Source organism: Streptomyces sp. NPDC048479 (genome assembly GCF_040651435.1).
GTDB lineage: Bacteria > Actinomycetota > Actinomycetes > Streptomycetales > Streptomycetaceae > Streptomyces.
In genome coordinates this window covers 199637-212285 of the sequence record NZ_JBEZKA010000008.1, presented here as the reverse complement: position 1 = coordinate 212285, position 12649 = coordinate 199637, and the positions used below count along the sequence as shown (strand labels likewise).

The 12649-nt window shown below is 71.2% G+C and carries 11 protein-coding genes; 8 read left to right on the top strand and 3 right to left on the bottom strand.

Annotated elements, in window-relative coordinates:
- The first annotated feature begins 12 nt into the window (after positions 1–12).
- The 4 genes from AB0D12_RS15445 to AB0D12_RS15430 all read left to right on the top strand — a co-directional run bounded on the left by AB0D12_RS15445 (position 13) and on the right by AB0D12_RS15430 (position 3197).
- Positions 13–666: a maleylpyruvate isomerase family mycothiol-dependent enzyme gene (locus AB0D12_RS15445; protein WP_362681826.1), complete on the top strand. Its 654-nt coding sequence runs from the start codon at positions 13–15 to the stop codon at positions 664–666.
- A gap of 80 nt (positions 667–746) precedes the next feature.
- Positions 747–1124 carry a DUF6479 family protein gene (locus tag AB0D12_RS15440; RefSeq protein ID WP_362681824.1) on the top strand — a complete coding sequence of 126 codons (378 nt, stop codon included), beginning with the start codon at positions 747–749 and terminating at the stop codon, positions 1122–1124.
- A gap of 363 nt (positions 1125–1487) precedes the next feature.
- Positions 1488–2186, top strand: coding sequence for a copper homeostasis protein CutC (locus AB0D12_RS15435; RefSeq protein WP_362681821.1), 699 nt, complete (start codon positions 1488–1490; stop codon positions 2184–2186).
- 213 nt (positions 2187–2399) lie between these two features.
- Positions 2400–3197 (top strand): hypothetical protein, encoded by a 798-nt coding sequence (locus AB0D12_RS15430; RefSeq protein WP_362681818.1) that lies wholly within the window; start codon positions 2400–2402, stop codon positions 3195–3197.
- A gap of 118 nt (positions 3198–3315) precedes the next feature.
- Here AB0D12_RS15430 and AB0D12_RS15425 read toward each other — a convergent pair whose 3' ends face one another.
- Entirely contained in the window at positions 3316–5436 is a 2121-nt protein-coding gene (locus AB0D12_RS15425; protein ID WP_362681815.1) for a UvrD-helicase domain-containing protein, read from the bottom strand.
- A gap of 280 nt (positions 5437–5716) precedes the next feature.
- On the opposite strand from AB0D12_RS15425, the gene AB0D12_RS15420 reads away from it, so the two are divergent.
- The 3 genes from AB0D12_RS15420 (at position 5717) to AB0D12_RS15410 (ending at position 7627) form a co-directional block, all read left to right on the top strand.
- Positions 5717–5911: a hypothetical protein gene (locus AB0D12_RS15420; protein ID WP_362681812.1), complete on the top strand. Its 195-nt coding sequence runs from the start codon at positions 5717–5719 to the stop codon at positions 5909–5911.
- 100 nt (positions 5912–6011) lie between these two features.
- Positions 6012–7241, top strand: coding sequence for a glycosyltransferase 87 family protein (locus tag AB0D12_RS15415; protein ID WP_362681809.1), 1230 nt, complete (start codon positions 6012–6014; stop codon positions 7239–7241).
- A complete protein-coding gene (locus AB0D12_RS15410) occupies positions 7238–7627 on the top strand; it encodes a hypothetical protein (RefSeq protein ID WP_362681806.1) in 390 nt (129 codons plus the stop codon). The genes AB0D12_RS15415 and AB0D12_RS15410 overlap by 4 nt, the downstream gene beginning before the upstream one ends.
- Positions 7628–7667: 40 nt before the next feature.
- Here AB0D12_RS15410 and AB0D12_RS15405 read toward each other — a convergent pair whose 3' ends face one another.
- Positions 7668–9311, bottom strand: coding sequence for a DNA repair helicase XPB (locus AB0D12_RS15405; RefSeq protein ID WP_362681803.1), 1644 nt, complete (start codon positions 9309–9311; stop codon positions 7668–7670).
- A 176-nt stretch (positions 9312–9487) separates the two neighbouring features.
- On the opposite strand from AB0D12_RS15405, the gene AB0D12_RS15400 reads away from it, so the two are divergent.
- Positions 9488–10027: a VanZ family protein gene (locus AB0D12_RS15400; RefSeq protein WP_362681800.1), complete on the top strand. Its 540-nt coding sequence runs from the start codon at positions 9488–9490 to the stop codon at positions 10025–10027.
- Here AB0D12_RS15400 and AB0D12_RS15395 read toward each other — a convergent pair.
- The gene (locus AB0D12_RS15395) at positions 9990–12611 is read right to left on the bottom strand and encodes a helicase C-terminal domain-containing protein (RefSeq protein WP_362681797.1); all 2622 of its coding nucleotides are present in this window, start codon (positions 12609–12611) and stop codon (positions 9990–9992) included. The genes AB0D12_RS15400 and AB0D12_RS15395 overlap by 38 nt on opposite strands.
- Positions 12612–12649: the final 38 nt, after the last annotated feature.

The following is a 12649-nucleotide window of genomic DNA, read 5'->3' as shown; positions in this document are numbered from 1 at the left end:
TGGCTGGGCGCCATGGAATCTGTACGCGATCCCGAGCTTCCCGGCCGGCTGCTGCGCACCGAGCGCGACGCCCTGGTCCCGCTGCTGCGTGCCCGCCCCGACGAGGACTTCGCCCTCCGTACCTGCTGTCCCGGATGGACCGTGCGCCATGTGCTCGCGCACTGCGGCGCGGCGCTGATGCGGGTGGTGGAGGGGCGGTTCGAGGAGGGTGTGTTCAGCCCCGAGTCCAATGACCGCGATATCGCCGAACGGGCCGAGTGGTCCAACTCCCGCGTCGTGGACGAGCTGGAGCGCGGTATGACCGAGGCCGGGCCGGTCATCGCGAAGGCGGAGCATGGGCTGCTGGACGGCATCGCTCTCGGCGAGTGGGTGCACGCCGGCGACGTACGGGAGGCGTTCGGTGAGCCGGGAGCGTACGCGGGCGAGGGCCTCGGGTACGCGCTGGAGCTGCTGGCCGGGCTCACCAGGGCCCGCAGGACCATGCCGCTGCTGGCCCGGCTGGACGGCCGGGACGGCCCGATCGTCCTCGGCGCGGACAGCCCCGACCCCGCCACGTACACCGGAGCGGCCCCGACTCTGATCCGCCTGCTGGCAGGCCGCCCGCTGACCGGCACGCGCTACGAGCTCACCGGAGCGAACGAGAAGGAGCTGGTCTTCTTCGGCTGAAGCGGTGGTGACGGTGGTGAGGGGCGACAATGGGGCAAAGGGTATGTATGCCATTCCGGTGGTGTGCGGAGGCAGACCCCATGAACGCCTTGATGCTCGCGCAGAACAGCCCGGTTTCCGACATCGCGGTCGCTGAGCAGCTGAAGGGAGCCGCGCCCTTCATCTTCGGAGTCTTCCTCATTGCGCTCTTGGCGGGCGCCATGTGGTTCGACGGGAGACGACGGGATCAGCAGGTCCCGCCGCGCCCCGAGGAGCAGCCGAAGCCGCCCGACCACCCGGCGCACATCGAAGAGATCCGTGAGCCGGACGAGGACGACTTCCCGCATGACGGCGGGCGGCTCCTCCCGTACAACATGAAGACCCACAGCACGCACAGCCCCAGCAAGAAGCCCGAGGCCGCGCCTCCGCCCGGGGAGGACGGTGGCGGCGCGTTCGGAAGCGGCGGCCCGGGCGGCTGAGCCGCACCTACGGTTCCGCTGGGCCGCCCTGAAGCCGCGCTGTCCCAGGCGGCGGCGACGGCGATCGGGGTACGGCCAGCGGCTACGGCCTCGTCCTTGGCGTCCTCCAGCGCGACGGGGTGCTCGGACGCGTGCTCCAACGCACCTGCCGGCCGCAGGACTTCGGACTCGTCCTCATCAGTGTGTACGGCGAGCAGCGTCACCCCGCGTATACCCCCAGGTCGTATACGGCGCACGTGGGGATCCTGTGCGGAAGCCCCGCTCGGAAGCTCGTACAGCTGCCTTCGTCGTACATGCGTATTAGGCTGGGATTGGACTAGACCTGTATGAGCCGTAGTCGTCTCCCTGGAGGAATGGAGTTCCATGAGCAACCGTGCAGTCCTGGAGGTGATCGCTCTCGACGCGGAGGACGCGGTCGCCGCCCAGTCCGGAGGGGCCGACCGGCTCGAGCTCGTCACCGACATGTCGGCCGACGGCCTGACCCCGACCCGGGAGACGTACGCCCGGGTCCGCGCGGCCGTCGACATCCCGCTGCGTGTGATGCTGCGCCTCGGCGACGGGTTCGCCGCGGGTGACGTGAGCGGCGTGGACGCGCTGGTGCGGGCCGCGCGAGAGCTGCGGGCGGAGGGCGCGGAGGAGTTCGTGCTCGGGTTCCTGGACGAGAACGGCAACCCCGATCTGGTCGCGGTGGAGCGGGTGGTGGCGGAGCTGAACGGCTGCCGGTGGACATTCCACCGGGCGATCGACCGGGCGGCGGACCGCGATGCGCTGCGCAAGCAGCTGGCGGATTTGCCGGGTCTGGACACGTATCTGACCGCGGGCGCGGCCGAGGGCGTCGATGCCGGGCTTCCGACGCTGCTGGCGGAGGCGGCGCGACGGGGTGAACCGGGTTACGAGCCGCAGATCCTGGTCGGCGGCGGCCTGCGCCTCGACCACTTGCCGGCGTTGCGGTCGGCGGGCGTGGACGCGTTCCATATCGGCGGCGCGGCGCGGCCGGGCGGTTGGTCGGCCCCGGTGGCGGCGCCGGCGGTGCGGGAATGGCGGGAGGCGCTGGACGGATAAACCGGGCCCGCCTCGGACCCCTCACACACCGAAAAGGCTGATTTTCAGCCTTTTCGGTGTGTGTTTGCACTTTCGGCGCAAATACCTCGACCGGGCAGGTGATACGGGGAGGTGAAAGGTCAAGATGTGTCTCTCTTGCTCCGATTGTCCACGCAGTAGCGGGTCGACGTTCAACAAGTCTCCGCCAAGGACCAAGGACCAAGGGAGAGTCGCATGATTCCTGGTAACAGGAGCTTGCCGCGCGCGTTTCTTCGCAAGAAGTTGGTGACCGGCAGCATGCTTGCACTGCTGACCGCCGCGCTGGGAGCGGCCTCGGTACCGGTGCAGGCCGCCGCGCACACCGCCGTGGGGCAGTCCCGTGTCGTTGTGGGAGTGAATGCCCCGACGACCACGATGGACCAGCCCGGGCCTCGAGGGCTTCGCGGAGAGGAAGGAAGGGACGGGAAGAACGGAAAGAACGGAAAGAACGGAAAGAACGGGCACCGTGGGCCGACGGGTCCGACCGGCCCGACCGGGGATGTCGGTCCGACCGGACCGACCGGACCGACCGGTGGCACAGGGCCGACCGGTGGGACCGGACCGACCGGTGGCACAGGGCCGACCGGTGGGACCGGACCGACCGGTGCTGATGGGACGTGCCACAGCATCAACTCCAACATTCACGGGCAGACGCAGGTCTTCGCAGCTGTCAACGACGGGACAATCTGGGTCGGGGCCAGGGGTCTCACCCCCCAGGTCGACCCATTCGACTGGACGGACATCACCACGCTCGGTGACCCGCCGGTGACGATCGAGGGCGCCTGTGACGCCACGATCGACGAGAGAACCCCCAATCAGGTGTTCGTCGAGGTCATCACCACGAGCGGGGAGGTCTGGGAGACGCTCTGTGACGTCGATCGCGGAGACGAGGCCGTCGATCCTCCCCCGGGCACGACAGACCCGGCGTTCGCAGAAGTCAGCATCGACTGCAACGGAACGTGGACGCTGGTCAACAATCAGTTCGTCCCCTAGCGCGAGCGGGTACCGACGGGCGGCATGCCCCGTATGTCGGAACCTGACATGAAGTGTCGTGCCCGGTGCCCGGTCGGGCGCCGGGCACGACACTCGCGGCTACGTCTAGTGAGTCGCGCTACTGACCGCCGAGTTGGGTGGGCAGCGGCGCGGCGTGCAGCACGGTCAGTCCTGATACGGCCCGGGTCAGGGCCACATAGAGCCGACGCAGGCCGGTCCGTTCGTCGGGCTCGCCGTCGACGACCGCGGCGGGCTCGTCCAGCACCACGTAGTCGTACTCCAGGCCCTTGGCGAGGGATGCCGGGACCAAGGTGAGGCGGGACTCGGCGGTCGTCTCGTCGCCGGGCGAGAGAAATGCGTGGCCGGCCGCCGTCAGGGCCTCGGCCAGCGCCGGGATCCGGGCATCCGCGGCGATCAGGCCGATCGAACCCTCGTGGCGCAGCGACTCGGTACAGGCGGTCACCACCGCCGTGTCCAGACCGGCGACGTCCGCCACCTCCCGTACCTCCAGCGAGCCCGGCGACTCACGGACCGAACGGACCTCCGCCAGGCCCGGCGACATGTGCGGCAGTAGCCGCGAGGCGTACGCGATCACCTCGCGCGGCACGCGGAAACCGGCCGTCAGCTCCTCCACCACCGCGTCCGCCTTGCCCAGATGCACGAGCGCGTCGGCCCAACTCGCCGTTGCCCAGGGCGTGGTGCCCTGCGCCAGATCGCCGAGTACCGTCGCCGAGCCCGTCGTGCAGCGCCGGCCCACCGCGCGGTACTGCATGGGCGACAGGTCCTGCGCCTCGTCCAGCACGACATGGCCGAGCGAGTGCGTGCGCTGCACCAGATCGTTTGCCTCGTCGATCAACACCGCATCCGCGGAAGACCACGTGGCGGCCCGCACGCTACGTGCCGGCTTCGCCCACAGCACCGTCTTCTGCTCGTCCGCACTCAGCAGTCCCTCCGCGTGCTCCGCCAGGAACTCCGTGTCCGACAGCAGCCGCAGTACCAGCTTCGCCGGGTCCACCGGCGGCCACACCGCCTTCACCGCCGCCTTCACCGTGGGATTGCGCGCCACCGCGTCCTGTACCCGGTCGTCCGGCGCCTCGCCCGCCTGCTCCATACGGACAAGCACCGCATGCGCGATCCGCTGCGGAAGAGCCTCGCGCGCCGCGCCGTAGCGAATATCGCGGTCGAGCAACTCCCGTACGATCTCCTCGATTTCGTACGCGGGTACCCGCCACCGCCGCGAGCCGCGCACCACCATCAGCGGCTCGGTCGGCATCGTCACATGGGCGCGGACCGCCCGGCGCAGCACCTCCGCCATCCGGGCATCGCCCTTGATGACCGCCGCGTCCGCCGCATCCGTGCCGCGTACCTCCACATGGGCCACCAGGTCGTCGACCGTCGCCTGCTTGACCTCCAACTCTCCTAGCGCGGGCAGCACTTGCTCGATGTAGTGGAGGAAGGAACGGTTCGGCCCGATCACCAGCGTCCCGGTCCGGGCAAGCCGCTCACGGTGCGCGTAGAGCAGATACGCGACCCGGTGCAGGCCCACCGCGGTCTTTCCGGTGCCCGGACCGCCCTGGACGCACACGGTGCCGCCGAGCCCGGACCGTACGATCTCGTCCTGCTCCGGCTGGATCGTGGCGACGATGTCCCGCATCGGGCCGACGCGCGGGCGCTCGATCTCGGCCTGGAGCAGTTTGCTCGTCCGCGACCCCCCGGCGGAGCCGGAGAACGTATCGGTGGCCGGGTCGGTCAGATGCTCGTCCTCGTACGCCGTGAGGTCGCCGCCCGTGTAGCCGAAGCGCCGCCGCAGGCCGACGTCCAGCGGGTCCTTCTTCGACGCCCGGTAGAACGGCTGCGAGACGGGCGCGCGCCAGTCGATGACCATCGGTTCGCCGTTCGCGTCGTGGACATGGCGGCGGCCGATGTAGAAGCGCTCTCCCGACGCGCCCTCCGCCTGTTCCGCGCCGACCACATGCAGATAGTCCAGCCGGCCGAAGAAGAGCGGCGTGTGGGAGAGATCGGCGAGCGCCTTGATGCGCTCCTCGATCTGGGCCCCCAGGACGGCGGCGTTGACCCAGTTCGCGGTGACATCGCGGATGTCGAGTGCCTGGACGTCCTCGCGCATCGCGCGGAGCGCGGCACGCGAGTCGGCGAGATGGGCGCGTTCGCGCCCCAGCGGATCGGCGGAGCCGGGCTCGAGGGAGCTGGGCTCGGTGGGTTCAGGGATGTGCGCGGGCACGGGTTGCCTCCGGCGGATACGGCGTGGGTCGGGATCACGGCAGGGACCCCGGCATGGCGGACCGGCCGGTTTCCGTCCGGGCGGCGGCGCTCCCCAGGGGAGGCGGGCAAGACGGGCGATTGTAGTCAGAGCGCGGATCGCGGGCGAATGGTTTTCACGCGGGGAGCCGCGGCCGTCCTCCCCGTAGGGGATGACCTATGTCTGGAGTCGTACGCGGGCGTCCTCACGGGTCAGTCCGCAGATCGATGCGCCGAGCAGGCCATGGAACCATCATGGAGACATGAGCTCAGCAACCTTCACCCCAGGCAGCCACGTACCCCACCCGCATCGCGGCGCCACCGCCACCGGTGCCGCCCCCCACTCCCCGCACCGTGTCGGCAACGCACTCCGCGCGGTGAAGGTCTTCGCCGAGGCCGTCTTCAGCGTCGCGGTCCTCGGTGAGTACGCCGAGGAGGCCGGAGTCCGCCACCGCTGAGGAGCCGACCACCTGCTCGAACTGGCCGCCCTGCGCGACCTGCTCGACCTGCTCGACCTGCTCGACCGTCTTCAGCCGAGCCACTAGTAGGGTCGCGGCCGTGAAGTACCGGAACGTGACCCCTCGTTTACTCACCGCAGTATCCGTCGTCGCCCTCGCACTCTCCCTCGCCGCACTCTCCCTCGCCGCGCTCTGCGTCGCCCAGCGCATCCCCGTGGCCGACACCCTCGTGTACCGGGCCGAGGGGGCGGCCGTCGCGAACGGCATCGAGCTCTACGGACTCACGGTCACCGATTGGCGACTTCCCGCCACCTGCCCGCCCTTCGCCGCGATCCTCTTCGTACCGACCACCTGGCTGCCCGTTCCGGCGCTCAAGGTGGTCTTTGTCGTCGGGAACGCGGCTCTGCTCGCTCTACTCGTGCGCCTCTCCTGCCGGTTCGCCGGGCTCCCGGCGCGGACCCCGCTGGTCATCGCCGCGATCGCCGCCGGCCTCTGGCTCGAACCGGTCTTCCAGACCCTCCTCTTCGGGCAGATCAACCTCGCACTCGTCTGCCTGGTGCTGTGGGACCTGTCGCGGGACGAGGAAGCCATCGGCAAGGGCTTCGCGCTCGGCGTCGCGGCCGGAGTGAAGCTCACGCCCGCCGTGTTCATCGTCCATCTCCTGATCACCGGCCGGGTACGGGCCGGGCTCACCGCCCTCGCCTCCTTCACCGCCACGGTGCTGCTGGGCGCACTCGTACTCCCGCACGCCAGTGCCGAGTTCTGGACCCGGCGCATCTTCGAGACCGGCCGGGCCGGCAAGGCCTGGGCCACCGAAAACCAGTCGCTGCAAGGGCTCTTCGCGCGGGTGCTGCACACCCCGGACCCGGGCACGGTATGGCTGCTCGCGGCGGCGGTGACCGGTGTGGCGGGCCTGTGGATCGCCCGCCGGGTGCCGGAGCGGTGGGGCGTGCTGACCGTCGCGTACACCGCGCTGCTCGTCTCGCCGATCAGCTGGTCGCACCACTGGGTGTGGTGCGTACCGCTGCTGGCGGTCCTGATCGCCGAGGGCCGGACCCGTACGGCAGCCGCCGTGGCCGCGGTCTTCATGGCCCGTACGCTCTGGCTGGTCCCGCACCACGGCGAGCCGGTCCTCCGACTCCCCTGGTGGCAGCAGTCGTTGGCATCGCCCTACCCGCTGCTGGGGATCGCGCTGCTGGCGTACGCGGGAGGGCGGACCGCGTCCGCCCTCACACTCCCCGGGCCCCGTGGTGAGTACCTGCGCACGGACGATCTGAGTACGCCGCCCGAGGTGTCGGCCGGACGCCCGGAGGTTGACTGTCGTCCATGACGAACCGCACCAGTACGACCCCCGGCCAGTGGCTGCCCGGCGCTCTGCCGCCGAAGCGCGACCCGCGCACGCACGACGGCTGGGCCGCGCCGGTGCGGATCGTCGCGGGCGTCCTCCTCGTCCCCCTGCTGATGATCGACATGTTCTTCGTCGGGCTCTCGCCGATGGCCACCGACAGCTGCGGCCCCGACCACTGCTCGGACGCGCTCAACCAGTCGCTCATCGCCGCACCCATCTTCTGGCTCGCCGCGGTGGCCATGCTGCTGGTGACGTGGGGACTGCCCGCGCGCCCCCGCTTCCGGGCGGCGCGCGGCTGGCTGGCAGTGGCCTCCGGAGGCAGCGGGCTGATGACGATCGCCATCCTCGCGAACCTCCCGACGGGCTAGGGCGCTACTTCTCCAACGCGCCCCAGGTCCACAACACCCTTCAGTCGCTCGCCAGCAGCTCGTCCGCGTCCACGATCCGGTACGCGTACCCCTGTTCCGCCAGGAACCGCTGGCGGTGCGCCGCGAAGTCCTGGTCGATCGTGTCCCGCGCGACCACCGAGTAGAAGTGGGCCTGGTGGCCGTCCGCCTTCGGCCGCAGCACACGTCCCAGCCGCTGTGCCTCCTCCTGGCGGGAGCCGAAGGTGCCCGACACCTGGATCGCGACCGTCGCCTCCGGCAGGTCGATCGAGAAGTTCGCGACCTTCGAGACGACGAGCACAGAGATCTCGCCCTGGCGGAAGGCGTCGAAGAGCTTCTCGCGCTGCGCGTTCGACGTCTCGCCCTTGATGACCGGCGCGTTCAGGTGCTCGCCCAGTTCGTCGAGCTGGTCGATGTACTGGCCGATGACGAGGATCTGCTGGCCCTCGAACCTCCGCACCAGCGCCTCCGTCACCTTGCGCTTGGTCGCGGTCGTCGCGCAGTAACGGTACTTCTCCTCCGTCTCGGCGGTCGCGTACGCGAGCCGCTCGGCGTCGGTGAGATTGACCCGTACCTCCACACAGTCCGCGGGCGCGATATAGCCCTGCGCCTCGATCTCCTTCCAGGGCGCGTCGAAACGCTTCGGCCCGATGAGCGAGAAGACGTCCGACTCGCGGCCGTCCTCGCGTACGAGCGTCGCGGTCAGCCCGAGCCGGCGCCTGGCCTGCAGATCCGCCGTGAACTTGAAGACCGGCGCGGGCAGCAGATGCACCTCGTCGTAGATGACCAGGCCCCAGTCGCGGGAGTCGAAGAGCTCCAGATGGGGATAGATCCCCTTCCGCTTCGTCGTCAGCACCTGGTACGTGGCGATGGTGACCGGGCGGATCTCCTTCCGCGTACCGCTGTACTCGCCGATCTCGTCCTCGGTCAGCGAGGTGCGCTTCACCAGTTCGTGCTTCCACTGCCGCGCGGAGACGGTGTTCGTCACCAGGATCAGCGTCGTCGCCTTCGCCTGCGCCATCGCACCGGCTCCGACCAGCGTCTTTCCGGCGCCGCAGGGCAGTACGACGACACCCGAGCCGCCGTGCCAGAAGCCCTCGACGGCCTGCTTCTGGTACGGGCGCAGCCCCCAGCCCGTCTCGTCCAGATCGATAGGGTGCGCCTCGCCGTCGACGTAACCGGCGAGGTCCTCGGCCGGCCAGCCCAGCTTCAGCAGCGTCTGCTTGATCTGGCCGCGCTCGGAGGGGTGGACGGCGACCGTGTCCGGGTCGATCCGGGCCCCGACCAGCGGCTGGACCTTCCTGGACCGCAGGATCTCCTCGAGCACCGGGCGGTCGGTGGTGGTCAGTACAAGCCCGTGGACGGGGTGCTTGGAGAGGGTGAGCCGGCCGTAGCGGGCCATCGTCTCGGCGACATCGACGAGGAGGGCGTGCGGGACGGGGTAGCGGGAGTACGCCACGAGCGCGTCGACGACCTGCTCGGCGTCGTGCCCGGCGGCGCGGGCGTTCCACAGGCCGAGTGGGGTGACCCGGTAGGTGTGGATGTGCTCGGGGGCACGCTCCAGTTCCGCGAAGGGCGCGATGGCGCGACGGCAGGCGTCCGCCTGCTCGTGGTCCACCTCGAGGAGGAGAGTTTTGTCGCTCTGGACGATGAGGGGTCCGTTCACACCTGCGCCCTTTCTGTATGGCCAAACCTCCAGTGTGCCGTACTGAGCACCCGGACCGGAGTGGATGAGCAGCCGGATGCCGTCGGCCTGCCCCTTCGCGTCCGTCTCGCGTCCCTCCACTCGAAGATCGACAACGGCCGGGCCTGACCAGGGGCGGCGGGGGTACCCGCAGTTCCATGACAACGGGAGCACAGCCCCGTACATCGTGGGGCAGAACAGCATTGCGCGTATGCGCCGTGGTGGTGGCCTTTGTGGCGCTGGTGGCCTTCTCGGCCGTACTGGCCAGGCTGACCCTCGCCCCTTCGCACGCCTCCGCGGACATCGCCACGGCCAACCTCAGGCCCGGCTCGTCGCTGCGGCAGTACGCCGAGGACTACACCTTCGTGGCCGCGTGCAAGCAGGTCGGCGGCAATCTGCTGCTGGGTGTGCCTTTCGGGGTGCTGCTGCCCGTCTTCGTACCGCGCTCGATGCGCATGGTGCGGGTGATCGCGCTCACCGTGCTGGTGATGGCGCTGGTCGAGCTGGCGCAGGGCGCGTTGGTGGAGGGACGGGCCTTCGACGTGGACGACGTCATCCTCAACACGACGGGTGCGCTGCTGGGCTATCTGCTGCTGGGGCGCAGGTTCGCGCATGCGACGGCGAAGCGGCCCGCCAGGCCCGTCAGGCGCGTGAAGCCCTTCAGGTGGGGTCGTCCGCGAGTTCGGCGACGCCGGTGATGCGGTGCAGCGGGTACGTACGGACCTCGTCAGCGGTGTGGTCGTACGCCGTGACGAAGCCGCCGTCGACGCGCACGGGCGCGATGACGCGCTGGCTTGCCGCGCCGTCCGCGTTGACGTAGCCGATCCAGAGGGCGGAGCCGGTCATCGCCGCGGCCTGCACGGTGGCGAGAGTCTCGGCGGAGGTCGTACGGGGGAGCTCGCCGTTCCTCGCAGGCTCCGGAACGGGCTTGCGTACGACGGTGGCCGCGAGGTCGCCCGCCCTGATCGCCTTCACCGCGGCGCCGAGCAGTATGCCGTCGGGCAGGGGCGGTCCGTCCGGGACCGGGACGGGCGGGGTGCGGGGCGGGGTGCGGCGGGCGTGAGCGCGGGTGATCAGCACATCGCCCTCCGCGGACTCGGCGGCCGGCGCGTACCCCATGGTGCGCAGCCCGTCGAGGAGCGTCGCGGGATCGGCCTGGGCCGCCAGCACAGTGGGGGCGAGCCGGCGCAGCCGCAGGCCCTGGGACCGCTTGTCGGCGAGGATCTCGCCGAGCAGCGCGTCGTCGTCGCAGCGTACGTAGGCGGAGGCGGCGCCGATCCGCAGATGGCCGTGGCGGCGGGCGACATCGTCGATGAGGTAGCTGAGCGGCTGCGGCACCGGGGTGCGGGAGTGCGTGGCGAGGAAGGTGTGCAGTTCGGAGGCGGACCGCCCGGCGTCGAGTGCGCGGCGTACGGAGCCGGGCGTGAAGCGGTAGACGGTCGCGCCGCCCTTGGACTCGACGTCGGCGAGTACGGAGAGGGTCTCGGCGAGCGGTCGATCGAGGGGCCCGGGGGCGACGGCGGTGAGGTCGGCCTGCAGAAGGACGTGATCGAGCGGCGCGGGGAGGAGCGGCGCGAGGGCGCGGGCGGCGGCGTGCGCGTCGGGCTCGCCGGTGAAGCCGGGCGTGGCCGCGCCGTGCGGGGCGGGCTCGGCGGCCGCGCCTGAGCCGGTCTCCGCTTCGGCGCCCGTCGGCGTCCGCGCGCCGTCACCCGACCCCGTCGGGCCCGTGCCGCCCGGCAGCGCCCGTCCGTGCGTCGACAGCGCCCCGCGGCCCGTGACGCCCAGCACCTCCGCCTCCATCAGCGTCCACGCCGCGATCCGTGAGCGCAGGTCCGTCGGGCCGCCCGCCGCGTTCCGGGCCGCGTTCGTGTCCGGGCCCGCCGCGCCGCCGCCCCGCAGCGGGCGTTCCCAGCGCAGCCGGGCCAGTACCGTCTCCGGGTCGGGTGCCGTGCCCGTCGGGAGTGCGGCCAGGAGCTCGAGGACCCGGCGGCGGACCTCCAGTGCCGCCGAGCGGTCCAGGTCCGGGCCGAGGGCGGAGAGCGTACGGCCCTTGGCGTCCTGGCTGCCGACCAGGCCCGGTGTGCGGGTCGCCTTGAGCCAGGCGGTGGCGAGGAGCGCCCACCGTTCCGCCGAGGGGAGGGTCAGCCACTCGTCGTACGCGGGCGTCGGCGCGTACCGCTCGTCCGCCTCGCCGTCGGACGCCAACAGGCCTGCTGCGTAAGCGAGTTCGAGCCAGAACGCGGCCATCTGCTCGGTGGTGTCCAGTGCGGTGGCCGCGCGCTTGAGGTCACGTACCGACAGACCGCCGGATCTGAGCACCGCAGGACCGCCCTCGTGCCAGTCCTTCAGCAGGTCCTCGACCGTCGAGAGCGCGGTGTACGCCTGGCCCGCCGCCGTACTGTCCACAACCTGTGGACGGCCCGCGGTGATCGACGCGGTAGCGGCCGGCGTGACCGCCGGCGGCACCGGCTCCGGCGCGCGATGCGCGCGGCCGGCCCGCAGATGCAGCGCTGCCTCGCGCGGCAGCACGACCGTGCGCGGTGACGCGGGCAGCAGCAGCCCTCGGTCGCGCAGCCACCGCACCGGTGGCGTGGGGTTGGCCGTCACCTCTCCGTACGGAGGGCCCCAGACCAGCCGGTCGAGGACCGTCAGCGCATCGGGCGGTGCGGTGTCCAGCAGCGACTCCATCCGCGTTCGGTCCGTGAACAGCGAGGTCAGCGCGGCGACCGCGGAGACCGGGTCGTGCGACGACGGCAGCCCGGCGGCCGCCAGGATCTCCTGCAGCCGGGTCGGCGACATACCGGCGGTGGCCTCGGCGACGGTCGGGCCCAGGCCGGTCGGAGAGGGACGGGTGGGGGACGGGGCGAGGAGTTCGCGCGCGGTGCGCACCAGCCGTAGCCGGTCGTCGCCGCCCCAGACCAGGGCCTGCGCGCGCAGCACGCCGACGGCGTGCGGCAGGGCCGCCTCGATCGTCGCGTCGCCCTCGTAGCCGGTCAGCAGCGCGAGCAGGGTGTCGTACGGGGCGGGGTCGGGGGCCACGGCCAGCGCCTCGGCGGTCTGCAGCGTGAACCGGTCGAGACGTTCCAGGGCGCGTACGACGGAGGCGCGGGTGCCGGCCCGGGTGGCGAGCTGCGTCAGGTCGTTCGGCACGGGGTTCAGCAGATCGGGGCGGGCGCGCAGCAGTGCGGCGAGCTCCTCGTCGCCGCGGGTGCGCAGGGCTTCGGCGAGCGTGCGCGGGCTGCCTGGACTGCTCGGACTGCTTCCTTCGGGCATGGTCCCCATCCGCCCCACGGTAGTGCCTGGAGCGCTACCGTCGGGGA

Bases quoted from the DNA above. Each gene is read 5' to 3' on its own strand.
- AB0D12_RS15420 (WP_362681812.1), top strand. From the start codon at position 5,717: ATGAGCTCAGCAACCTTCACCCCAGGCAGCCACGTACCCCACCCGCAT.
- AB0D12_RS15395 (WP_362681797.1), bottom strand. From the start codon at position 12,611: ATGGGGACCATGCCCGAAGGAAGCAGTCCGAGCAGTCCAGGCAGCCCG.
- AB0D12_RS15440 (WP_362681824.1), top strand. From the start codon at position 747: ATGAACGCCTTGATGCTCGCGCAGAACAGCCCGGTTTCCGACATCGCG.
- AB0D12_RS15435 (WP_362681821.1), top strand. From the start codon at position 1,488: ATGAGCAACCGTGCAGTCCTGGAGGTGATCGCTCTCGACGCGGAGGAC.
- AB0D12_RS15430 (WP_362681818.1), top strand. From the start codon at position 2,400: ATGATTCCTGGTAACAGGAGCTTGCCGCGCGCGTTTCTTCGCAAGAAG.
- AB0D12_RS15410 (WP_362681806.1), top strand. From the start codon at position 7,238: ATGACGAACCGCACCAGTACGACCCCCGGCCAGTGGCTGCCCGGCGCT.
- AB0D12_RS15445 (WP_362681826.1), top strand. From the start codon at position 13: ATGGAATCTGTACGCGATCCCGAGCTTCCCGGCCGGCTGCTGCGCACC.
- AB0D12_RS15400 (WP_362681800.1), top strand. From the start codon at position 9,488: ATGACAACGGGAGCACAGCCCCGTACATCGTGGGGCAGAACAGCATTG.